We start from the raw sequence: 21,937 nt of genomic DNA on the forward strand, positions 1-21,937 counted from the left end.
CCTTCGTGAGAGAGTGCGGCGTCAGCCGAGGAGTTACATCCTCGGCCAAGGAGTTTCGGCCTCAGCCGACGGTGCGGGCGGTGAAATCGGCGATGGCGACGCCGACCGGGTCGGGGCTGCCGTCGTTCTGGGTCTCCGCCCCGGCGAGCGTGTCGATATGGGTGTAGCCGGGCACGATCACCCGCTGGAAGTGCGGTGCCGTCGGGATGATCGAGGCCGCCAGATCCTGGGCGTCGAGAATGTCGTGCACGATGCTGTCACTGCCGTTGATGGTGATCATCGGCTTCTGCATGACCTCGGCGTTGTACTTGATGTTCGACAGCGAACCGGTCCGGCTGCCGCCCAGCGCGAGGAACGTGTCGTACAGCACCCGGGTCGGGAAATACCATTCGGTGAATCCCAGTGGCCCGGTGACCATTCGGGCGAAGTCGTTGATGTCGACGACTTCCTTGGACGGGTCGGTGTAGAACGTGGTCGGGGTGTGGCGGTAGTCGTCCCAGCTGTAGAGCGTGTTCGGATCGACCGGGCCCACCCGCTTCTCGTGTCCGAGCGCGCCACCCACACCCAGGCCGACGAGCGGAATGTTCTGTAGCCCATCCGGTAGCGGGAAGGTCTTCTCTTCCACCGGGCCACCCGCCAGCGTGCCCAGGCTCACCTGGTCCAGGCCGATGTTCATGCCGTTCTTGCTGAGGAGCTCGCCGAACGCCGCCTGATTGGTGAAGCGGAAGTCACGCAGGTTGTTCGCGCCGGTGAGGAAGTCGGCCCAGGTGTTGGCGCCGCCGACACGGAAGGTGCTGTCCAACCCCCACGTCACCGGAAGACGTTTCAGCACATCGGATTCGGCGTCGGGCTCGAACTGGGCGGCCAGCCCGAGAATCGCCAGCGCGTTGAACGTCTGCGGGTTGAAGATCGGGATCAGCGCATTGTCGGCCGGTGCCAGGCCGAACTTCAGCAGCGCCGTCGAAATCGCCTCCGGCAGCGCCGTTCCCAGCTCGCTGAGCTTGGCGAACAGCGGATCGACCTTCAAACCCACCGGGTCCGCGGTAACCAGCGTATCCAGCGCGACGAATCCGGCGCACTGGTTGTACCCCGCATCGGCCCGGTTGCCGGTGAAGTCCGTGGCCGCGAAAAGCCCGGTCAGCAGTCCGCCCTGGGAATGCCCGCCGCACAACGTCTTCGTCTGCCGGAACCCCTGATCGGGCAGTTCCCGGGTGAGCAGCTCGTACTCGTCCTGCGAGGTCTGCGCGACACCGAAGTCCGCGCCCATCTTGTCGCCCCACAGCCCGCGCCAGCCCGGGAACGTCTTCCCGTCGATCTCCTTGCCGTTGTAGTAGTAATCGAGGGCGAGGCGATAATCCCCGGCCGCGCGGGCGGCGTCGATGCCGGTGTTGTCCTGCTGGCAGACGCCCCGCCGGGCGATGGACCACCACTCCGCCTTCTTGTCCTCTCCGGCCAACCGGTGCAGCGTGTTTCGCGCCACTCGATCCATCGAGTACGCGCTGCCGGTCGCGCCCGGCTGCATCACCAGCACGGCGTCGGCCTGCTCGGGATCCTCGGGTCCGTCCGTGAGCTTGTAGCGCAGGTAGCTGATCTTGTCGCATTCCGGCGGGTGTGGGCCCGCGGACGGCAGCATCGGGCTGTCCAGGGTGATCTCGCGGACCTCGATGCCGCCCCAGTTCTCGACGACCTGCTCGGTGCGCCCGGGTGTTTCGGCGGTGGCGAGACCGGCCGCGACCAGGCAGCTCGAGGTCGTGACCGCCACGGCGGTCAACGTCGTCAGACTGCGCAGGGCCGTCCGGCCGCGCAGGCGGGTGGGGGATCGCATCGGTGGGATACCTCTGTTGTCGTGTCGGTCAGTTGACGAAGCGGAAGCAGGTGCGCTGCCCGGCATCTCCGGGCTGCATGGCGCGATGGCACACCATGGCGTAGTCGCGGCCCGGATGCTTCGACAGGTAGTTCCAGATGCTCAGGTTCGAGTGCAGCGGGACCACCTCCTGCGTGCCGTCCTTGAGATACAGCGTCATCTCGGCGTCCACACCGTTCGGGTCGCCCAGCTTGAGATCGGCCAGCCAGCCCAGCGTCCAGATCGGCAGGTCGGGGCTGACATACCAGTTGCCCGCGTCGTAGGTGGCCCACTCCGGCGTGAGATCGGTGTGCTTGAAGTCGAATCCGGCCAGGTTGACGTTGAAGTTCAGCGGCGGCAGCCACCCGGCGCTGGTGCTCAGGCCCGGTGGCAGCGGTGCGGGCTGCGGCGCTGCCGGTTCGTTGACCGCAGGCGGGGGAGCGTCGGCCGGGGCGGGAGTATCGGCGAGCGCCGGGGTGGCGGGCACCACCGCGAGGGCGGCCAGGGCCGCGCCGGACAGCATCCGGCGGGTGAAAGAGGCAGTCATGAAAGGGCTTTCGTCAGTCGTTGGGGAAACGCAGGCAGGTGCGAGTCCGGTACGGGTCGGTGGTGATCTCCGCGCACACCTCGGCGTACACGCCCGCGGGACGGCTCGCGGTGATCGCGTAGATCACCGGCAGTCCGCAGGTGGTGCCCACCGGTACCAACTCCGGTGCGCTGCCGTCCTTGGGATAGAAGGCGTACTGTCCCGAAACACAGTGCCCGCCAGCGGTTGTCGCCAGCACACCCAGCACTCCCGGTGCGACGGCCGGGGTCAGCGTGCCGATGTCACCGTCGAACACCGCACCGGCCGGGGCCGTGGTGAGGTGGTTGATGCTGGTGCCGCCGAAGCTGGTGCCCCACGACAGCATCGGCTCCACCGCGTTCGCCCCGGGTGCGCCGAGCGACGCGGTGACAGCGAGGGCGCTCCCGGTCACCGCAAGCCCGGCCGTGATCATGCTCTTCATCGATCCTGTTGTCCTTCATCGGGATTGAGGGGAATGCGGTTGCGCAGCACGGCCACGGACTCCGACAGCATGCTCATCGTGATGATGTCGTCATGGCGGTCGTTGTCCAGGTGCGCGGCCTCACCGGCCTGCGAACCCAGCCCGATCGTGTGCTGCTCGACATAGCTGAAGGTGCGGTCGCCGTTGTTGCGATAGACCATCGCGGTCGACGGAACGTATTGCATCGCGGCGATATCCTTGCGACCGCTGCCGGTGAAGTCGCCGATCGCGATGGCGCACGGGGCGATCGGGCCGAAGGTCATCTGCGGCGGCCCGAAATTGCCGTGGCCGTCGCCGTACATGATCGAGAAGCTGAATGCGGCGACATTCGCGGAGATGACATCGACATTGCCGTCGCCGTCCATGTCGACGACCTTGAGGTCTTCGTCCGGCAGCGGCAGCAGATTCCAGCGCGGCGGCAGGAACCCGCCGTGATGGTCGTTGATCAGCACCCAGAACCCGGTGGTGCCCAGATCGCCGGTGATGATGTCGTCGTAGCCGTCATTGTCGACATCGGCGACCAGCACCGTGGAGCGGATCAAACCCGCTGCCAGCCACTGGGGTTCGGCGAAGTGACCGGTGCCGTCGTTGTGCATGACGCCGATCGCGCCGGGCGCCGGCACCAGATTGTTGAAGGCGAGATCCAGATGCCCGGTGTGGTTGAAATCGCCGAGCTCCACACCCACCGGCAGCCCGCCGGTGCGGTAGGTGACATTGGGATTCGGGTCGCGTGAGTACACCCGGTCGACGGTGAAATTGCCGCTGCCGTCGTTGAACAGCACGGTGATGCTGAGCTGATTGCTCACCACCAGGTCCAGATTCCCGGTGCCCCGCAGATCGCCCGCGACCACGGCGTTCGCGCCGATCTCGGTGGGAATGAACTGGGTTCGGTGCAAATGACCGTGCCCGTCGCCCCGCAGGATCGCGACCCCGCCCGCCACGCCCGTGGCGGCCACCGACTGATTGCCGTCGTGGAAGAAGTCGCCCGTGGCCATGGTCTGCGAGCCGTACCCGGCGCCCAGCCCGCCCGCGTAGTACTCGACCGAATCCTCGAACACCGGATCCGGTCCCGTGGACCCGGTGAGGCTGGACCCGGTGTCCGGGGCGGCGCTCACCACGCCCGGCACGCTCAGCCCGGCCAGCGCCAGCGAGGCCGCCAGCGCGCCGGTGGTGAGCAGCGTCTTGTGTTTCGACATGTGTTGCTTTCCTGAGGAATTCGGCGTCACTGCGGGGTGCAGTCGTGCCAGCCGGGACTGGAGGTGAGGTTCTGGAGGAAGATCTGCGGCCGCAGCACCTGCTCGAGGGTGGCGCGGTCGGGGATGGTCACGCACAGGCTCGGCCCGTCGTGGCCTTGCGGCGCGTACTCGGTGGCCACCGCCCGCGACAGGCCGTCGATCGGCGTGCTCAGCGCGTCACAGGCCGCTTGATCGGTGTCGGCGCGGCCGTAACAGTTGAACCACGACATGGCGTAATGCACCGACAGCGCAGGCGATTTCACGTTGTGCGGCACGCCCAGCCAGTTGATGGAGTCGCCGTGGCTGCCGCCCTCATAGGTGACCGTCATCATCGGCGAGGTGCTGCGCGGGTCGCGCCGTTCGAAGTCGTAGAGGTCCTTGGTGCCGATCGGGCCGTCGGTCGCCGAGAGGATCGGATTCGGGATGATGAGACCGTTCTCGTTGAGCCCGGGGATATCGAGATCGGCGGTCTGGTACTGCACCGCCGCCGACGCCACCGACTGCGTGAACCCGGACATCCCTACGAACGAGTCGACCCGGGGGATCGGCCGGCCGTCGTAGCCGTGGCCCTGATCCTGCCAGCGCAGATACGAGGACATGCCGATCGAGCCGACCGACTGACCCCACAGGTTGATGTGGTCGAGATCCAGCAGATCCAGCCACGGATTGCGCTGATTCTCGCCCTCGGGCGCATACGCCGGATTGATCCGGACCAGGCGCGGATTCTGCAGGCGCAGCAGGTTTCCGACCTCATTGTTCAGATCGCTGATGGCCGTGATGTCCTGCCCCGCGACCCAGCGCGTCACATCCTGCGCGTCCAGGCACGAACCCGGCGCGAAGCAACCCCACGACGCCAGCAGCGGCGTGATCAGATCCAGCGCGTTGCCGTCACTGCCCGGCTGCCCGGCCTGCGCGAAGGTGAAGCTGATGAAGCCGTTGCGGGCCGCGCCCATCGCGTACATGCCCACATCGCTCTGATGCTCCGACGCGCCCGGGAAGCCGATGGTCACCGGATACTTCTTGGTATCGGGATGATCCGGATCGACACCGGCGGGGAAGAACACCTTGCCCGCCAACGAGATTCCGCGCGCGTTCACGATCCGGAACTTCTTCACAGTGGCCTCTTTGAACGCCGCCCCGGATTCGGCGGGGGCACACGAGCCGTCCTCGGTCTCGAACCACACCGTGCCGTCGGGGTTGTTGCACGGCAGCCGGTACTGCGCTTGCGCGTAGCCCGGATCGTCGTAGTCGTCGTCGTGCAGCGCGTCGTCGGCGTCCGCGACACCGAAGCGCCCGTTGTGATTCCAGTCCGGAATGTAGGCCGGATGCGTCGGCAGCCCGAGCCCGAACGGCGCGACATGGGTCAGCGCATCCCAGAACTTCTGCGCGGCCGCCGCGGCACCCGACGCGCCCTGCGGGGTGTGCCAGGTCTCGGGCTTGGTCAGGTCCACGAACGGCTCGGACAACCGGCCCGCCGTATCGAGAATGCCTGCCTGCACGAAGTATTGGAGCTGCCCGGGTGTCATCGCGTCGACGAAGGTCCCGGTGAACAGCTGCCCGATCTCGGTGAACACGTACGACGGGTCCGGCGGCTGCGGCCCGGGATAGGCGTCGGCCTGCGCGGGGGCGGCCGACAGTCCGCCCAGCGCCAGCAACGCCACCGCCGGCAGCGCTGCCAGACCACGAATACGACGGGCTCTACGCACCCGGACCTCCTGGTTCACCTCGTTCGCGGCCCGGGTCGACTGTGACCCGGGTCTCTACGAATTGAACTGGCTCAGACAACCGCGGGGCAGTTCGCCGGAAGACAGGTGGTTGACATAAATCGACAGATTCCCGGCGGCTGATAACGACAACAACTTGGCTGATCACGCCCTCGTGCCCGGTGCGCGTCCTGGATTTCACTGTCTGATGCACCGCGGAACAAAGAGGAGGGACCCATCGTGAACGTTTCGACCCGGGCTCGGATTCGCTGCGCCACGGCACTATTCGCCGTCGGCCTGCTGGGCTGCGCCGCCGCCCCCGCCGTCGCCGACCCGCCCGAACCCGCGGCGACCGCACCCGCCACCCCCGATGTCGTGGATCCGGCCTACATCCTGCAGAACATGGCCATGCTGCTGCAGGGCTATCAGCACGACTGGGCGCAGCCGGCCGAATGGCAGTACTGGATCGCCCACCTGACCAGCCTGCCCGGCCGAGCCTTCGCCGACCTGGCGCCCATGCTGGATCCCGTGCAGTACCAGGGTCCTGACGGGCAGCAGAAGCTGCGCGACAATATCCAGAAGGTGCTCGACGAAACCGTCCGTCAGCTCCCGACCGCCCTGGGCGCACAACCGATTCCGGCGAACCGGCTGTTCCTGCCGAACTGGAGTCACAGCGGCGTCTTCGGCGACGCCGCCGACAATGTCCTCGACGGCGACTCGCCGACCACCAGCCCCGGCAATGTCGGACTCACCGGCGCGTTCCGCTACCCCTGCATCCAGCCCGACGACACCGTGCTCTACGAAACCCGCAGCGGCGACTGCGTTCCCGGCGACACCCCGGGCGCGGACTTCAAACTCGGCGAGGCCCGCAAGATCCAGATCGTGAACTCGCGCGGCCTGCGCATGGCGGCGACACTGTGGCTGCCCGAGGACGCGCTCGGACCGAATCCGGGCCGCAAGTTCCCGATGACGGTGTTCTCCAATGGCGCTGTGGTGCCGCAGTCTTCGTACTACGCCTACACCATGACCGCGGTCCGGCACGGCTACATCGGACTCACCTACGACGAGGCCGGGCAGGGTGCGAGCGACGGCACGGTTCTCGACGAGGTCGTGCCCTACAACACCCCGCACTGCTTCGCGTCGGGCCCGTGCCGAGACATCGAGGACGTGGTGCGCTGGGTGGTCGGCGACGACATTCTCCCCGCATCCGACACTCAAACCCTGCTCGGTGACACCTCCAACCTGGTCGGCTTCTGGAACACCGTGCACATTCCGCGCGTCGGTCAACGCTACGACCCCGCGTATGCCCCCGCCGGTGACAACGACCGCAACCCCCTGCTGGATCTCGTCGACACCGACCGGATCGGGCTGATGGCGCAGTCCATGGGATCCATCGCCACCAGCCACTACCTCTACGACATCGGCCAGGGGCAGGGCATGGATGGCCGTCCGCTCCCGAAACCCGCTGCGGCGGTACTCATGTCGGGCTTCGAACCGAGCTTCGGCAATGTGCCCACCCAGATCCAGACCGCCGACACCGACATCCCCGGCGTGACCATCGGCGGCGTCTTCCCCGTCAATGACATCAATCTCGCCGGTGCGCACATCGGCTTCGACCCGACCGACGGTCCGCTGGGCGGCAAATCCTGGTACGACTGGGTCCGCGCCAATGCCCGCGACAACGCGCCCCTGCAATTCCTGGTGCTGAAGGGTGGCAGCCACGGCGACACCTCGAACATCGACTTCGCCACGCCGCGCGCAGTCGGATCCTGGGCCGCCTCAACCCATTTCGCGGTCGACTGGCTCGACTGCAATATCCAGAAATCCGCGGATGCCTGCGCCCGCGCCACCACCCCCGACGCCAACCTCTCCGAATCCACCGCGGCCGAGGTCTCGCCCCAGGGTGCGGCCGGGCCGAGCTACTGCATCACCTCGCCGGGCCGCAACGACGCCGAAACCCTGCTGTTCACACCGTTGAAGGTCGCGCTGTCACGGCTCTACGGTCAGGCCGACCCGGCCCTTTGCGTCCCGGCGGGAACCCCCATCCCCTTCAATCCGTGACCGCGGCGCGCTAGCAGCGTGTCGAGGGCGAACATGCCAGGGCCCAGCACGGCGATGAGGAAGAACGACCAGCAGAACAGGACCGCCGGTTCGCCGCCGTTGACGATCGGCAGGATGCCGTGTTTCAGGTGCACGGTCAGGAAGGCGTAGGCCATCGCGCCCGAGCACAGTAGAGCGGCGAGCCGGGTGCCCAAGCCCAGTGCCACGGCGGCCCCGGCTACCAGTTCGATGATGCCCGCCCACCAATGCGGCCAGCTGAAGAGAGCGGGCAGGTGGCCGTAGGGGTGGACGGGCTTTCCGAACAGTTCGGAATAGCCGTGCAGGGCGAAGGAAATGCCGATCAGAATGCGGAACAGGCCCAGCACGATCCCGCCGAGCGTAGTGGGTTCGGTGCGGGGTCGCGTCTCCGTGGTCAACAGGTGCATGACACATCTCCGAGTGGTCGATCTCGGGTGAGCAGGGGGCCTCACCTGGACTGATACCACGACGCAGCATGCCGGATCGTTCAGCGGACCGAGTTATTTGAGGGGGAGCGCGCCGTCCATACCGCCGACGTCGGTGACCTTCCAGTCCGAGCCGCTGTCCACGGTCACGTTGTAGGTGACCGTGGTCTGCGCGCCGTCCGGGTTCTGCGCATTGGTGGACGTGACGTTGATGAAGACATTGACCTTGTAGATGCCGGCGGACTCCGACATCACCTTGGCGGTGATCGGTGCGGCCGTGGAGGTCCACTTCAGCGGTGTCAGGATCTCCTGCAGCTTGGGCGCGGAGGTGTCGAACTTGTTGGCCAGGGCGGGCGCGGTATTCGCCTTCAACCGGCCCACCCAGGAGTTGAAGTCGGCGAAGTTGACCGTGGACGCGCCGACCGCGTAATCGGTGGCGACCTGTTCGGCGTGCCGGTCGTCGGCGGCCCGGGCATCGCGGTGGGAGATATCGCGGCGTGCGGCGATCAGGAACCCGGACACGGTCACGGTGCTGATCGCCAGCACCGCCACCGCGGCCGTCCAGCCCAGCGACGACACCGACAGCGATACGGTCCGCTGTTGCGGGCGGGCCGGTTTCGCGGGCACTGCGGCCTCGGTCGTCACTGCGGCCTCAGCAGGCTGTTCGGTGTCCGCGTCCTTGTCCATTGCTACTCCCAGGTTTTCGTGTGGTGGCTACTTCACCGAGATCTGCAGGCGCAGAGTCCCGTCGGGGCCGGTGGTGTGCAGGGCCTGCGTGATCAGGGCGCCGAGATCGAGCTTGCCCGCGGCGTCGGTGCCCGCGGTGACCAGCGGCTGGAACAGCGGAATGAACGGTGAGAGTGCGGGTCCCAGTTCCTTCAACCGGGTCGTGAGCTGATTGAGCAGCGGCACCAACCCGATCGTGTCCGGGGTGTCCACGAGATAGTCGCCCGGCACATCGCCGACCCGGATGACCCGGGCAATGGCCTCGGCCACGTCGGCGACGCGCGGCCCGAACTCCGCCCACGGCCCGGACGCGTCCACCAATGCCGGTCCCGCCCAGGACATATCGGTGGCATGCTCCTGCAGGGAGGTCAGCAGCCGGTGTAGGGCGTCGGTGCGGCTGAGCAGGGTGGCGGCCAGCAGATCGGTGGAGTGCGAGAGCTGCGGAATGATCTGCTCGGTCCCGGCCAGGGCGCGGCTGAAGGTGTCCACGATAGAGGTCAGCGCGGCCGGATCCACCTGTCGCAGCAGGGCGGTGAGGGTCTTGGCGACCTCCGGGATGGACAGCGGCCGGGTGACCTGGTCGGCCTGCACGGTCTGGCCGTCGCGCAGATACGGTCCGTCGCCGCCGGTGGGCCGGAAGTCCAGCGACGGCTCACCCAGTGCGGACAGGTCGTCGATGCGGGCCGGACTGCCCACCGGGATGCGGTATTTCGCGTCCACCCGGAAGTCGACCCGGACGCCGGACCCGACGTGCCGTACCGCTGTCACCTGCCCGACCTCGATACCCGACAGCAGCACCTTCGAGCGGGGCAGCAGCCCACCGGATTCCGGCACCGACAGGGTGACGCGGATTTCGCGGTGGAACCACTGCACATCGGCCACCCCAAAACCGAGGTAGAGGGTGCCTGCGATCAGGATCACCATGATGCTGCCCAGCGAGACAAGGGAACTCGGCTTCATCGCACCAGACCGATCATGCGCAGCGCCCGGGCGACGGCGTCGACCTGCGGGTCACCGGCCAGCGGTGGTGCACCCTCGACGGTGATCCCGGTGATGTTCACCTCGGGCTTCTGTGCGAAGGGAACCACCTTGTCGCGCACCAGCGCCACGAGCCGATTCAGGTTCGACGGCGCACTCAGATCCAGCGGATTGGACCCGAACAGTAAGGGCACGAACGCTTTCGCGGTGGCCTCACCGGCGGTCAACAGTGGCCCCAGCCACCGGATCGCCTGGGCGATGATGCTGAGATTGCCGACCACGCCGAGGGTTTGGATGAGTGAGTTCGCGTCGGCGGGGATCTCCACCGATCCGCGCGGGCTCAGCAGCTCGTCGAGCTGGCGCGGATTGTCCAGCACTGCACCGAGATTGGCCTGTATGCCGTCCAGGAAGCGGTCGACGGTGTCGAGATTGCCGCTCACGTCCTCGATATCGTGGCCGAGGGTGCCGAAGATGCGGGCGGTGTCGGCGGGCTGCTCGGGCAGCACCGCATTGGACTGGTCGATGATCTGCTGCACCTGATGCAGCGCGCCGCCGCCGATGAACTGCGACAGCCCCGCCAGCAGATCCTCCACCTGCAGCGGTGCCTTGGTCCGGTCCAGCGGGATGCTGCCGCCGGGGGGAATCGTGTGGTCGAAACCCGTGGTGGGCGTGGTCAAGCCGATGAAGACGTCGCCCAGAATGGTGTTCTGCCGCAATTGCGCGGTGGTGGTCTCGGGCAGGCGCACCGAGGAAGAAATATCCACCACCGCCTCCACCCGGCCGGGCCCGGCGGCGGACGGATCGACCACTCGCACCGAGCGCAGGCTGCCGATCTTGGCGCCGTTGGCGACCACCTTCGCCTGCGCGGGCAGATTCAGGGCATTGGCGAATTCGATGGTGACGGCATAGGTGGGGCCCGACACCGTCGCGCCCGGCATGGGTACCTTGGCCGGATCCAGCGCGCACCCTGTCATGGTCGCGGCCAGGCCGAGCGCGAGCCCGGCGTAGAGGCCGTGGCGGCGGTAGTCCGAAAGAGTCATCGCGCACCTGCCAGTCCGAGCACGAGGGGGACGAGATTCACCGCGGCCAGCCCGCCCGACGCGCTGCGGCACTGCCCGGGTATCGCCACGGCACACACCTGGTCGGCCAGGTCCTGTGGCAACGCGACCTTCGGTGCGGCATAGGTGATGCGGACCTGGCCGGTGTCCGGATCGACGGTCTGGCCGAAGGCGTCGGCCAACGACGGAATCATGTCGATGATCTTTTTCAGCGTGCCGATGTTCGCCGACAACAGCTTCAGGTACGGGATGATCTCGTCGAGCCCCTCGAGGATCTCGTGCCCGTACTTGTGCGAAATATTGTTGAACATGGGGAAATCCACCAGCAGTCCGTTGAGCAGCTGCACGGCGCTGGCCCACACCTCGTTCACCAGGGTGATGCCCGGCGCGAAATCGGTGATCATGTGTTTGATGTCGGCCCAGTTGACCGAGATGCTCGCGGCCAGCGCGGCGAAGGCGTCGATGAGATCGCCCAGATGCCCGATGGCGGCGTCGGGCTGCCGCAGCGCGGTGCCGAGATCCTTGATCAGCTGATTGAGCTGCTGGCCGGTGTTGTCGGTGGCGTGTTGGAAGGCGGCGACCGCGTCGCGCACCCGGCTGCTCTCGGCGGGATCGCCGGAGCCGCCGAGCTGATCGGCGAGCCCGGTGAAGGCCCGCAGCGTGTCGGTGATGCTCTTGGGCGTGAAAGTCTTGGTGACGCAGGTGGATCGGTTCCAGTCGGTGCGGGACTTGCTGTCGCCCAGCACCTCCAGGTCGCGATCGGCGAGCAGGGTGTCGGAGACGGTGGTGGCCATGGCGTCACCGCGCAGCGGATGATCGGCCTCGAGGTCGAAATCGACGCGCACGCTGCCCCCTTCAGCGCGCAGCGCGCGCACGGTGCCGACCGGGAGGCCGAGCATGGTGACGTGATTGCCGGGATAGAGGCCCACGGCGTCGGGCATGATCGCGCAGTAGCTCTGCGTCTTCTTCAGTGGATCGAAGGCGATCAGGTAGGCCACCACCGCGACGAGCACCGCCAACGTCACGCCGACGGCGGTGATGAAACCTTGTGATCCCAGTACGCGTTTCACGCCTCAGCACCCCCGGCCCGGGACCGGGACACACACGGTGACCGCGGACTGGTCCACCACGATGCCGCTCGCGGGCGTCACATCCTGCTTCAGCCGCAACTGCAATCCGGTGAGCGTCGCCACCAGTGAATCCAGGCGTGCCCCCAGATCTTTCAGCTGGGGTAGCGCCGCGAGCAGCTTGTCCACCAGCGGCTCCAGCTGGGTGCGCCAGGTCGGTTCGAGTCCGGCGATGCGGGCAAGCAGTTCACCCGCTACCTGCAGCGCCTCCTTGATGGCGGCCGCCTGGCCGAGGCCCTCGGTCTCGAGCAGCCCGATCTTGCGCACGAACGTGCCCAGCAGCGACTTGTTCTTATCGATGGCGGTGAGGAATTCGTCGGTCACCGTCAGCGCGCGCGAGACCTCCGCATTCTGGCGGTCGAGGATGCCGACGAAGGTCTGCGTCGCATTGCCGATGCGGCGCAACGCATCCGGGCTGCCGTCCAGCGAACCTTCCAGGGCCGCCAGGTTCTTGCGCAGCGTGTCCCCGTCGACCTGGGCGATCGGGGTGGCGGCGTCCTGCAGTGTGCGAATGAGGCTGTAGGGCAGGCGAACCCGGTCCGGCGAGATCACCGACTTGCCCAGCGGCTTGTCACCGGCGGGGAAGGCCGCCACGTAATGGCCGCCCACCACCGTCAGCATGCGCACTTCCAGGGTGGTCTGATCGCCGAGCACGACATTGTCGCTGACGGTGAAGGTCATCCGTACCCGATCCGGCAGCAGACGCAGCGATTTCACGCTCCCGACGTGCACCCCCGCGATACGGATCTCATCCCCGGCCTGCACCGAGCGACCCTCGGTCAGGTCGGCGGTATAGGTGGTCTTCCCGATCGGCAGCGCGTACAGCGCGCCGACCGCGATCAGCAGCATGACCAGCGCCGCGGCACCGTACAGGCCCAAGCGCAGGTCCCGGTCACTGCGATTCCTCAGCCATTGCATACGGAAATCCTTTGGCCGGAAACGAGAATCGACAGGGGAGCGGGCAGCTGCGCCTGCCCCTTGGAACACGACAGCTCCAGCTGCCCGGGCGGCACATCCGCCGGCGGCAGCAGATTGCTCATCGACTGCAACAGCCCGGGCAGCGTGCCGAGCAGATCCAGCGCGGCCTGCGGATCCGGGAACAGCTGCCGGATGTCCTTGTCCAGGCTCGGATTGTCGAAGACCGTGAGCCCGAGAATCGACATGATGCTGTTGAGCGGCGCGAGCGTGGACGGGGTGACGGCGGCCAGCTGCAACAGGCCGTCCACCTTGTCCTGAAAGACCGTGAACACATCCGCCAGGCCCTGCAGCAGGGTGATCAGATACGGGGACTTGCCGCCGATCTGATCGGAGATCGACCGCAGGTTGGACACGATGGCGCTGAGCACGGTCTGCCGATCGGTGACGTAGCGGCTGAGCTTCTCGAAAGCGTCCAGGGCGGGCCCGATCCCGGTGCCGTCACCCTGGATCACCGCCAGCACGCTCTCGGCGAACTTGTTGAGCGCGCCGGGGGAGAACTCCTGCAGCACCGGTTGCAGACCGTTGAACAGTTGGGTGATGTCGAAGGACGGCACGGTCTTGTCGACGTCGATGGCGCTGCCCGGCGACAGCCGCGTCCCGGGTGAATCCGGTTGCCGGACATCGATGTACCGCTGCCCGGTGAGCGACTGGTAGCGGATGGCGAGCACGCTCGCGGTGTAGATCGGTCGGTCGGACTGCACCGAGAACCGCACCCGCGCCTGATTACCGCGCAACTCGATGCCGGTGACCTTGCCGACCTGCACCCCGAACATGCGCACGTCGTCCCCGGAACGCAGCCCGCTGGCATCGGTGAATGCGGCACTGTAGCCATCGGTCTTGCCGCCGACCGGCCGCGTGATCGCGGTGATCACGACCGCCAGCAGCACTCCCATGACAGCGGTGAACACCCCCAGCCGCACCAGCACGCCCCGCAGTGTCGGCCGCCTCATCGGCTCGCCCCCGGTGCGGTGAGCGCGGCGAACGCCTGCTGACCCAGCAGTGGTATCGCCACCCCCGGCACCCCGCGCAGGGTCACCGCGACATTGATCGCGCTCCCGTCGGGTCCGGCGGCGAACATCCGGTCCAGGCGATCGATCAGCTCCGACAGATTCGCCTGCGCCGCGGCCGGATCCGGCACCATCGCCGCCATCGCGGACAACAGTGGCGCGAACATGTCGGCGGCCGAGCCGAAATACGTGCCCAGGGTGTCGGCGAGCGCGCCGACCGCCGGAAACGTCTGATTGGCGATCATATTGACCGATGCGTCGTATTTGGCCCGATCATTCACGAACACTTCGATATTCATGATGCTGTCGAAGAGCTTGAAGGTCGCCGAACTGAAGTCTCCGAAACCGCGCAGGAACGACCCGTACTGGTCGATCAGAAAGGACGAGGGGTAGCGCTGGGTATCCGACACCGTGCGGGCCAGCGTGACCACCGCCCGCAGCATCGGCGCGAAGGCCCGCAGATCCGAACTGAACTGGGTGAGCAGCTCGGTGAGCTTCGGGGTCAGCACCTGCGTGGAAGTATCGGTGAGGCTGCGCAGCAGCGCGCCCATGGTGACATCGTCGACGCGCCCGCCCAGATCGATCACCATGCCCGCCCGCAGCGGTAGGCCGCCGGTGCCGGGATGCACGGTGACCGCGCTGATCCCGAAGAGGTTCTCCGGGGCGTAGTCCACGCTCAGCGTGTCGGTCAGTTCCAAGGTCTGCGTCCGGTCCAGATCCAGGCTGAGTAGCTGCCGCCCCTGATCCACCGGCTGTACCGCGGTGATGCGTCCCACCGGCACCCCGTCCAGCCGCACCGTCGTGCCCGCCACGATGCCGTCGCCGATCTCGCTGGTGCGCAACTGGATTCGCACCCGATCGGCGACCGGCGCATGCGAATAGGCGTACCAGGCCACCACCAGCGCCGCGATCAGCGCGACCACCACCACGCCCAGCAGGCGCGCACGGGTGCGGCTCACGGCCACACCGGGAATCGAATAGTTCGGCATACCCCTACCCCGGGAATTCGATCGCGGAATTGACGCCCCACAGCAGCAACGTCAACACCATGTCCAGCGCGATGATGGCGACGAAGCTGGCCCGCACCGCCCGCCCCGACGCGATGCCCACGCCCTCCGGACCGCCGCTGGCGAAGAAGCCGTAATAGCAGTGGATGAGAATCACTGCGACGCCGAACACCAGAATCTTGATCACGGCCGCGAAAATGTCGTAGCCGCTGGCGAATTGGGCGAAATAGTGCCCGTAGATGCCGCTCGCCTGACCGTGCAGCAGCACCACCACCGTCGAACACGACAGATACGTCAGGATCAGCGCGATCAGGAAGGTCGGCACGATCGCGACCGCCCCGGCGATGATGCGGGTGGTCACCACGAACGGCACCGAGCGCAGCCCGAGCGATTCGATGGCGTCGATCTCCTCGGAGATGCGCATGGCCCCGATCTCTGCCGTCATCCGGCACCCGGCCTGCGCCGCGAAACCGATGGCCGCCGCGATCGGCGCCAGCTCACGGGTATTCGCGAATGCCGACACCACCCCGGTGGCCGAACCCAGACCGATCAGATCCAGCGCCGCGAACGCCTGGATGCCGACGCCCGCGCCGATGGCGAGCCCGAGCACGATCAGCATCGGCACCGTGCCGCCGCCCACGATCAACGACCCACGGCCCCAGGTCATATCGGTGATGGTCCGCAGCGTCTGGCCGCGATACCGGCGCAGTGTCAGCGGAATCCCCGCCAGCGCCTGCCACGCGAAGCCGAGCATGAACCCGGCCGTCTCCAACGGCGTCAGCACCGCGCCCCGGTCGCGCACCACGCGGTTGGCGAGGCGGAAACCCTTGGGGGAGTACGGAGTCGGCGGCATCAGGCCACCCGCAACGGCAGGAACATGGTCACGACCTGGGTGATCACCAGATTGGCCACGATGATCGAGGCCACCGACAACACCACCGCCGCGTTCACGCCGTCGGCCACCCCGCGCGGCCCACCCCGCGCCTCCAGCCCGCGCTGGCAGGCCACGATCACCACCAGGAAGCCGAAAAGCAGTGCCTTGGCGAGGGAAATCCAGACATCGTCGAGCACGGTGAACGCGCCGAAGGTCGCCCAGTAGCTGCCCGGGGTGACGTTCTGCGCGCCGATCGCTACGAAATACCCGGCGACCACGCCCACGAAGATGATCAGAATATTGAGCAGCGGCGCGACCAGCAGCATGGCCGCCACCCGCGGAATCACCAGGCGGTGCACCGGATCGATGCCCATCACCCGCAACGCGTCGATCTCCTCGCGCACCGTGCGCGCCCCCAGATCCGAGGCGATGGCCGAGGCCCCGGCGCCCCCGAGCAGCAGCCCGGTCGCGATCGGCGCGCCCTGCTGGATGACCCCGAGCCCGCCCGCCGCGCCGATCAGTGAATCCGCCCCCAGTTGGTGGATGAGATTGCCCACCTGCACCGAGACCACGACTCCGAACGGCACCGCCATCAAGATCGCGGGCAGCGTGGTGACGGTGATGAGATACCAAGCCTGATACAGCATTTCGCGCCACTGGAACTTGCGCGCGAGCACATCGGTGAACCCGCCGCGCACCGCTTCGATGCCGAGTCCGACCGTGCGACCGAAGGTGCGCAGGCTGCCGAGTGCCACCTCGGTGAAGTTCTGCCGCACGATCTGCCACGCGGTTGGTCCCGAGCGTGGACCGGAAGTGGCCGAGCGCGAACGGGTATCAGGAACAGGTTTCATTGATACCTCCTCCCTATCGCGCACCCCGATGTCACGATCTCACTTCGCCCGCGGTCGCGAGCGAAAAACGCTCACCTGTGGCGTTTTCTGCACGCTATGGGCGCCCGTCCGCGCCGACCATGACCTGCCCGGCCATCGCGTTGACAGTTCCTGACGCTGGGGGATCGGCAGGTGCCGACGGATCACCTTGCGGCAGCGGGATTTCGGCGGCGATCGGGCCGCGGGAATGATCGATCGGCGGGGTGAGCCGGACTCGCCCGGGGCGGCGTATGCCATGCTGGATGCCGAGCACGGGTAGTTGATGTGATCGCTCGGCTCGCAACAGAAAGCAAAACAAAGAGTATGTCGCAAGGCAGTGTGAAGTGGTTTGACGGCGAAAAGGGCTTCGGTTTCATCGCGCAGGATGGCGGCGGTCCCGATCTTTTCGTTCATTACTCCGAGATTTCCGGCTCCGGCTTCAAGTCCCTCGAAGAGGGCCAGCGAGTCGAGTTCGAGATCGGTGAGGGCCGCAAGGGCCCGCAGGCCCAGAGCGTCCGCGCTATCTGAGAGCCCGCGAAACGGAACCCGCGCCGATCCGGCGCGGGTTCCGTGCTTTCCGGAGTCGACCGGCTTTCCGGGGCCGACAACCCGATTTTACCTGGCTGTGGCCCGGATCACGGCCGTGTTGCCCGCCTGCGCCCGCGTGCGTTTCTCGGTAGGCTGATCAACTGGCAGGGCGAGTGTTGTTTTCTGTGGGGACAGTTGATCAATGGTGGGGAGGAAGCGTGTCGATGCAGCCCGAGAACACCCATGCACGGCAACCCGAGAACGCGGACATCCGTCCGGAGTGGGCGCCGCTCACCGTTGATCTGGACCGGCCCAGCGCGGCGCGGGTATGGGATTACTTCCTGGGCGGATCGCACAACTTCCAGGTAGACCGCGCCTTCGCCCGCGAGATCATGACCCAGATGCCGAACGCGCCCGTGGTGGCCCGCGAGAATCGGGCCTTTCTCCGCCGGGCGGTCCGCTACCTCACCGAGCAGGGCATCACCCAGTTCGTGGACATCGGTTCCGGCATCCCCACCGTCGGCAATGTGCACGAGGCCGCGCGCGCGATCCGACCCGGCGCGCGCGTCGTCTACGTGGACAACGATCCGGTCGCCGTCACCCACGGCCGCGCGCTGCTGCACGACGACCCCGACACCCTCGTCCTCGAGGGCGACCTGCGCACCCCCGCCGAGTTCCTCGGCCCCGACGGCGCCGGTCAACTCATCGATTTCACCCGGCCGGTCGCGGTCCTGCTGCTCGCGGTCCTGCATTTCGTTCCCGACGCCGACGATCCGTGGGCGATCGTGGCGGGCATTCGCGACCGACTGGCCCCCGGCAGTTACCTCGTCATCGTGCACGCCAGCGCCGAAGCCGAAGCCCACCACGCGGTCGAGGACATGTACCGGCGGACGCCGAGTCCGGTCGCCATGCGCCCGCGCGAAGATATATTTCGTCTCTTCGACGGGTTCGAACTCGTCGAACCCGGCTTGATCGGACCGTCGGAGTGGCGGCCCGAACCACCCGGCACTCCACTCCATCTACGCAGCCCCGGGTATGCCGGGGTGGGGCGCCTGTGATGACCATGCGGCCGGTGGGCGTGACGCGATCGGGGTCACCCGACCGCGAGCACGCCCTGCGCCGCGCCGCCGCCGAGTACCTGCGCCTGCTGGCCGCCGCCGGGTACCACCCGACCGATCCCGCGCTGGCCACCGAACGGGCCACCGGGTTCCTGCGCGAACTCGACCGGATCAGCCACGAACGCACCGAGAATATCGACGCGGCAAGGATTCTCGGCGCCGAGCTGGCCACCGGCGTGCCCGGGCTGCCCACCAGCTCCCGCTTCGTCGGCCCGCTGGCCACCGCGGTGCTGCTGGCCGCCCCGGCCGAGGCCGCCGACGCCTGGGCGCTGCACGCCGGGTACGCGGTCGCCGGATACGCCGAGTCGCTGGCCGAGCGAGCGCTCGGGGAACACGAGACGATCCTGCGTGCCGCGGTCGCCGCCCGTGAACACCGCATCAGCGAGCTGCAGGACCGGCTGCACCACGCCGCCACCCACGACCGGCTCACCGGACTGCCCAATCGGTCCATGCTCGAGGCGCATTGCGCCGAGTCGCTGTCCGGGCCGTTGCCGACCGCCATCCTGGTGGTCGATCTGGACGGCTTCAAGCAGATCAACGACCAGCACGGCCACCGCGTCGGTGACGAACTGCTCATCGCCGTCGCCGATCGGCTGCGCGCGGTGACCGGATCCGACGATTGCGTATGCCGTTACGGCGGTGACGAATTCGTCATCGCGATCACCGGCGAGGACGATGTGGCCCAAGCGATCGCCGATCGCATCTTGACCGATATCGCCCGCCCGTTCCAGCTCTCGGCCGGATCGGTGCAGATTCGGGCCAGCATCGGCATTGCCACCACCACGGCCGACAACCGGGATGCCACCAGCCTGATCCACGCCGCGGACCGGGCCATGTACACGGCGAAATCCGGTGGCGGCCATCGGTATTCCACCGAGTGACATCCGTTGATGGGATGAAAAGTCCCTGGTGAACGCTGTAATCGGCTGGAAAATCGAATGATCGGCGAAGATTCTACGGGCGTGCAGCTTTTCGGAACCAATGTCTCCGAACGGAGTCTGAAATGACTAGGTTTCACTACTCTTCGCGGTCATGATCCAAAACACTCGTCGTGCCGGATTCGTCACCATCGCCCTCGCCGCCCTCCTGGTCGGAGCCACCGGCCCCGCCCTCGCCGACACCCCGTCCGGCTCCTCCACCACCGGTTCCTCCAGCCTCAGCTCCAGCGCCATCACCACGCCGCTGGGCAACTTCTGGACCCAGATCGTCAACACCGTCGGTGTCGCGCTGGGATCCTCCGCGCCCACCCACTGATCCCGAGCCCCCGGCAGCAGTCTGCCGCGCAACAGACAGCGTTGCGCGGCAGGCTTTTCGGCGTTTCCGGATATCGGCGAATTCAGCGCACGACGTCGAAGACGTTCTTCTGCAAGCCGTTCGAGTAGGTGGCGGACTCGACGAGCCGCAACTTCTGGACGTCCTTGTCGGCGTCGCTGAACAGGCGCTTGCCCGCGCCCAGCAGCAGCGGGTAGACGAGCAGGTGGTAGCGGTCGATCAGGCCCGCGTCCGACAGTGCCCGGTTCAGCGACGCGCTGCCGTGCACGATGATCGGGCCGCCTTCGGTCTCCTTCAGGGCGGCAACATCATCGAGGGAGCGCAGGATCGTGGTCTCGCCCCAGTTCGACACCAGGTCGGCCTCTTTCAAGGTGGTGGAGACCACGTACTTGGGCATCACCTTGTAGCCCGCGAACTCGACCATGTCCGGCCACACCGGGCTGAACGCCTCGTAGCTGACCCGGCCCAGCAGGATGGCGCTCGCCTCCTCCTGCTCGGTGCCCTTGATCTCGTAGGCCTCGGGCACGAATTCGACGTTCTTGAAGGTCCAGCCGGAATTGCGGTAGCCGGGCTCGCCGCCGGGGCCCTCCACGACACCGTCGAGGGAAATGAAGGCCGAGGTGATCAGGGTGCGCATGATTTCTCCTTGCTTTCTTGTCAGGGATTTCTTGTCAGGCCACGAGGTCGGTGAGCCAGTGCTGCCAAGCGTTTTCGGCCCCGTCGGTGTCGGTGCCGAAGAGGTGATGGAACATCAGGGTGAGCCCGGTCGGGCCCTGGTGGAAGCTGTAAAGCCCGTCGGCGGTGCGGATCTCGAAGCGTTCGTCGTCCGCCCACACCACCTCGCCGTCCAGCGGCGGCAGACCCTCGGGGCGGGCCTGCACCCGCGCGCCGACCACGAGCGGCGTCGGCAGCGACAGCGCACTGCTCAGTGCCGCCCGAACCTGTTGCGCCGAACCGCCGTTGGCGACGGCGAAGACGGGAACGCCGGTGCGCCCGGCGAAGTGGCGCAGGTACTCGCCCAGGGTGTGCAGGTGGAACGGCCAGCCGCGGCGCAGCGCGTCGTACTCGTCCTGCCAGTCGTCGCCGAGCATGCCGCTGTGCACGACCCGCAGCACGGTGCTGCCGCCGTCGCGGCCCTCGAGCAGATATTCGAAGGCCATGAACCGGCCGTCCTCTGCGGTGCCGGTCCGGGTGGCGAAACGCTTGCCCGGATCGAAGGCGGTGATCGTCGATTCCTCGCGGCGCCCACCGGTTTCCATGGCGGCGGTCCCGCCCTCGCGGGGTTCGACGTCATTGCGTCCCATGAACCAGGAATCGATGCCGGGTCCCGTCGCGATCGCCTCCCATACCTGCTCCGGACTGGCCTGCAGGGTCGTCTCCAGTTCGATCTCGAACGGGTGCGTCATGGTCGATTCTCCTGTGTGGCTTGGGATTCGGCGGGGATTTGATGCAGTCCGACGACGACGCGGTGGTCGCGGCCACCGGTCGCGGACTCGTCGTGATACCGGGCGACCAGCGCCGCCACGGTGGTGGCCAGTTCCTCGGCGAAGGCCGCCCGGTCGGCCGCGGAGGCGAAGCGGACCTGCGCGTCCATACCGAAGGTGGCGACGCGCCGCTGCGCCCGGGCGGCTCCGGTCAGCAGCGTCCCGACCTCCTGGACCAGTCGCGAACCCAAAGCGAGCAGCCAGCGCGCGGACAGTTGGTCGGGGGACTTCGCCGGGTCCGGGGTGACCGCACCGAGCACGCCGGGGGAGATGACGTAGGAGGCGGCGGTCGCGCGGAACACGCGCTCGGTGACATTGCCCTTGCGGCGTTCGGCCTCGAGCTCGACGAGCCCGTACCGCTCCAGCTCCTTGAGGTGGTAATTGACCTTCTGCCGGGGCAGATCCAACCGGGCGGCCAGCATGGACGCCGACCCGGGTTCCGTCAACGCGGCCAGGATCCGGGATCGGATCGGATCCAGGGAAGCCCCGGCCGCGGCGGGTTCGTCGATCACTGCAATGTCGAGCACCGGTCCAGGATGCTACCGACAAAAAAATTTGTCAAGACAACAGATGTTGTCGG

At 67.2% G+C, this 21,937-nt stretch carries 23 protein-coding genes; 5 read left to right on the plus strand and 18 right to left on the minus strand.

Going from position 1 to position 21,937, the window contains the following annotated elements:
• Positions 1-61 precede the first annotated feature (61 nt).
• Genes ACYVN4_RS33875 through ACYVN4_RS33895 form a run of 5 tightly spaced genes read right to left on the minus strand, consistent with a single transcriptional unit; the run spans position 62 to position 5,830 of the window.
• Positions 62-1,825 carry a hypothetical protein gene (locus ACYVN4_RS33875; protein ID WP_460726176.1) on the minus strand — a complete coding sequence of 588 codons (1,764 nt, stop codon included), beginning with the start codon at positions 1,823-1,825 and terminating at the stop codon, positions 62-64.
• Between the two features lie 28 nt (positions 1,826-1,853).
• Positions 1,854-2,390 (minus strand): hypothetical protein, encoded by a 537-nt coding sequence (locus tag ACYVN4_RS33880; RefSeq protein ID WP_460726178.1) that lies wholly within the window; start codon positions 2,388-2,390, stop codon positions 1,854-1,856.
• Positions 2,391-2,403: 13 nt separating this feature from the next.
• Complete coding sequence (locus ACYVN4_RS33885) at positions 2,404-2,850, minus strand: hypothetical protein (protein WP_460726180.1); 447 nt, start codon at positions 2,848-2,850, stop codon at positions 2,404-2,406.
• Positions 2,847-4,085 carry an FG-GAP repeat domain-containing protein gene (locus tag ACYVN4_RS33890; protein WP_460726182.1) on the minus strand — a complete coding sequence of 413 codons (1,239 nt, stop codon included), beginning with the start codon at positions 4,083-4,085 and terminating at the stop codon, positions 2,847-2,849. The genes ACYVN4_RS33885 and ACYVN4_RS33890 overlap by 4 nt, the downstream gene beginning before the upstream one ends.
• Before the next feature lie 26 nt (positions 4,086-4,111).
• Entirely contained in the window at positions 4,112-5,830 is a 1,719-nt protein-coding gene (locus tag ACYVN4_RS33895; RefSeq protein WP_460726184.1) for a hypothetical protein, read from the minus strand.
• Between the two features lie 237 nt (positions 5,831-6,067).
• On the opposite strand from ACYVN4_RS33895, the gene ACYVN4_RS33900 reads away from it, so the two are divergent.
• Entirely contained in the window at positions 6,068-7,888 is a 1,821-nt protein-coding gene (locus tag ACYVN4_RS33900) for an alpha/beta hydrolase family protein (protein ID WP_460726186.1), read from the plus strand.
• On the opposite strand, the gene ACYVN4_RS33905 is transcribed toward ACYVN4_RS33900, so the two are convergent.
• The 10 genes from ACYVN4_RS33905 to ACYVN4_RS33950 form a co-directional block, all read right to left on the minus strand.
• Complete coding sequence (locus tag ACYVN4_RS33905; RefSeq protein ID WP_460726188.1) at positions 7,831-8,313, minus strand: DoxX family protein; 483 nt, start codon at positions 8,311-8,313, stop codon at positions 7,831-7,833. The genes ACYVN4_RS33900 and ACYVN4_RS33905 overlap by 58 nt on opposite strands.
• A gap of 93 nt (positions 8,314-8,406) precedes the next feature.
• Positions 8,407-9,018: a hypothetical protein gene (locus ACYVN4_RS33910; protein ID WP_460726190.1), complete on the minus strand. Its 612-nt coding sequence runs from the start codon at positions 9,016-9,018 to the stop codon at positions 8,407-8,409.
• Between the two features lie 27 nt (positions 9,019-9,045).
• Entirely contained in the window at positions 9,046-10,017 is a 972-nt protein-coding gene (locus ACYVN4_RS33915; RefSeq protein ID WP_460726192.1) for an MlaD family protein, read from the minus strand.
• Positions 10,014-11,075, minus strand: coding sequence for an MlaD family protein (locus ACYVN4_RS33920; protein WP_460726194.1), 1,062 nt, complete (start codon positions 11,073-11,075; stop codon positions 10,014-10,016). Before ACYVN4_RS33920 ends, ACYVN4_RS33915 begins: the two co-directional genes overlap by 4 nt.
• On the minus strand, positions 11,072-12,163 hold the full coding sequence (locus tag ACYVN4_RS33925) for an MlaD family protein (RefSeq protein WP_460726196.1): 1,092 nt from the start codon (positions 12,161-12,163) through the stop codon (positions 11,072-11,074). Before ACYVN4_RS33925 ends, ACYVN4_RS33920 begins: the two co-directional genes overlap by 4 nt.
• A gap of 3 nt (positions 12,164-12,166) precedes the next feature.
• A complete protein-coding gene (locus ACYVN4_RS33930) occupies positions 12,167-13,138 on the minus strand; it encodes an MlaD family protein (RefSeq protein ID WP_460726198.1) in 972 nt (323 codons plus the stop codon).
• Positions 13,126-14,148, minus strand: coding sequence for an MlaD family protein (locus ACYVN4_RS33935; protein ID WP_460726200.1), 1,023 nt, complete (start codon positions 14,146-14,148; stop codon positions 13,126-13,128). Before ACYVN4_RS33935 ends, ACYVN4_RS33930 begins: the two co-directional genes overlap by 13 nt.
• Positions 14,145-15,194 (minus strand): MlaD family protein, encoded by a 1,050-nt coding sequence (locus tag ACYVN4_RS33940; RefSeq protein WP_460726202.1) that lies wholly within the window; start codon positions 15,192-15,194, stop codon positions 14,145-14,147. The genes ACYVN4_RS33935 and ACYVN4_RS33940 overlap by 4 nt, the downstream gene beginning before the upstream one ends.
• A 4-nt stretch (positions 15,195-15,198) precedes the next feature.
• Positions 15,199-16,065 (minus strand): ABC transporter permease, encoded by an 867-nt coding sequence (locus ACYVN4_RS33945; RefSeq protein WP_460726204.1) that lies wholly within the window; start codon positions 16,063-16,065, stop codon positions 15,199-15,201.
• Entirely contained in the window at positions 16,065-16,937 is an 873-nt protein-coding gene (locus ACYVN4_RS33950; protein ID WP_460726206.1) for an MlaE family ABC transporter permease, read from the minus strand. Before ACYVN4_RS33950 ends, ACYVN4_RS33945 begins: the two co-directional genes overlap by 1 nt.
• A 342-nt stretch (positions 16,938-17,279) precedes the next feature.
• On the opposite strand from ACYVN4_RS33950, the gene ACYVN4_RS33955 reads away from it, so the two are divergent.
• From ACYVN4_RS33955 to ACYVN4_RS33970, 4 genes are all read left to right on the plus strand, one after another.
• Complete coding sequence (locus ACYVN4_RS33955) at positions 17,280-17,483, plus strand: cold-shock protein (RefSeq protein ID WP_120736761.1); 204 nt, start codon at positions 17,280-17,282, stop codon at positions 17,481-17,483.
• Between the two features lie 224 nt (positions 17,484-17,707).
• Complete coding sequence (locus ACYVN4_RS33960; protein ID WP_460726821.1) at positions 17,708-18,541, plus strand: SAM-dependent methyltransferase; 834 nt, start codon at positions 17,708-17,710, stop codon at positions 18,539-18,541.
• Positions 18,541-19,482 carry a diguanylate cyclase domain-containing protein gene (locus tag ACYVN4_RS33965; RefSeq protein ID WP_460726208.1) on the plus strand — a complete coding sequence of 314 codons (942 nt, stop codon included), beginning with the start codon at positions 18,541-18,543 and terminating at the stop codon, positions 19,480-19,482. Before ACYVN4_RS33960 ends, ACYVN4_RS33965 begins: the two co-directional genes overlap by 1 nt.
• Positions 19,483-19,633: 151 nt before the next feature.
• On the plus strand, positions 19,634-19,855 hold the full coding sequence (locus ACYVN4_RS33970) for a hypothetical protein (protein ID WP_460726210.1): 222 nt from the start codon (positions 19,634-19,636) through the stop codon (positions 19,853-19,855).
• Positions 19,856-19,937: 82 nt separating this feature from the next.
• On the opposite strand, the gene ACYVN4_RS33975 is transcribed toward ACYVN4_RS33970, so the two are convergent.
• Genes ACYVN4_RS33975 through ACYVN4_RS33985 form a run of 3 tightly spaced genes read right to left on the minus strand, consistent with a single transcriptional unit; the run spans position 19,938 to position 21,884 of the window.
• Positions 19,938-20,510 (minus strand): dihydrofolate reductase family protein, encoded by a 573-nt coding sequence (locus tag ACYVN4_RS33975; protein WP_460726212.1) that lies wholly within the window; start codon positions 20,508-20,510, stop codon positions 19,938-19,940.
• Between the two features lie 34 nt (positions 20,511-20,544).
• A complete protein-coding gene (locus ACYVN4_RS33980) occupies positions 20,545-21,279 on the minus strand; it encodes an SRPBCC family protein (protein ID WP_460726214.1) in 735 nt (244 codons plus the stop codon).
• Entirely contained in the window at positions 21,276-21,884 is a 609-nt protein-coding gene (locus ACYVN4_RS33985; RefSeq protein ID WP_460726216.1) for an ArsR/SmtB family transcription factor, read from the minus strand. Before ACYVN4_RS33985 ends, ACYVN4_RS33980 begins: the two co-directional genes overlap by 4 nt.
• Positions 21,885-21,937: the final 53 nt, after the last annotated feature.

This window comes from Nocardia heshunensis (assembly GCF_054782115.1).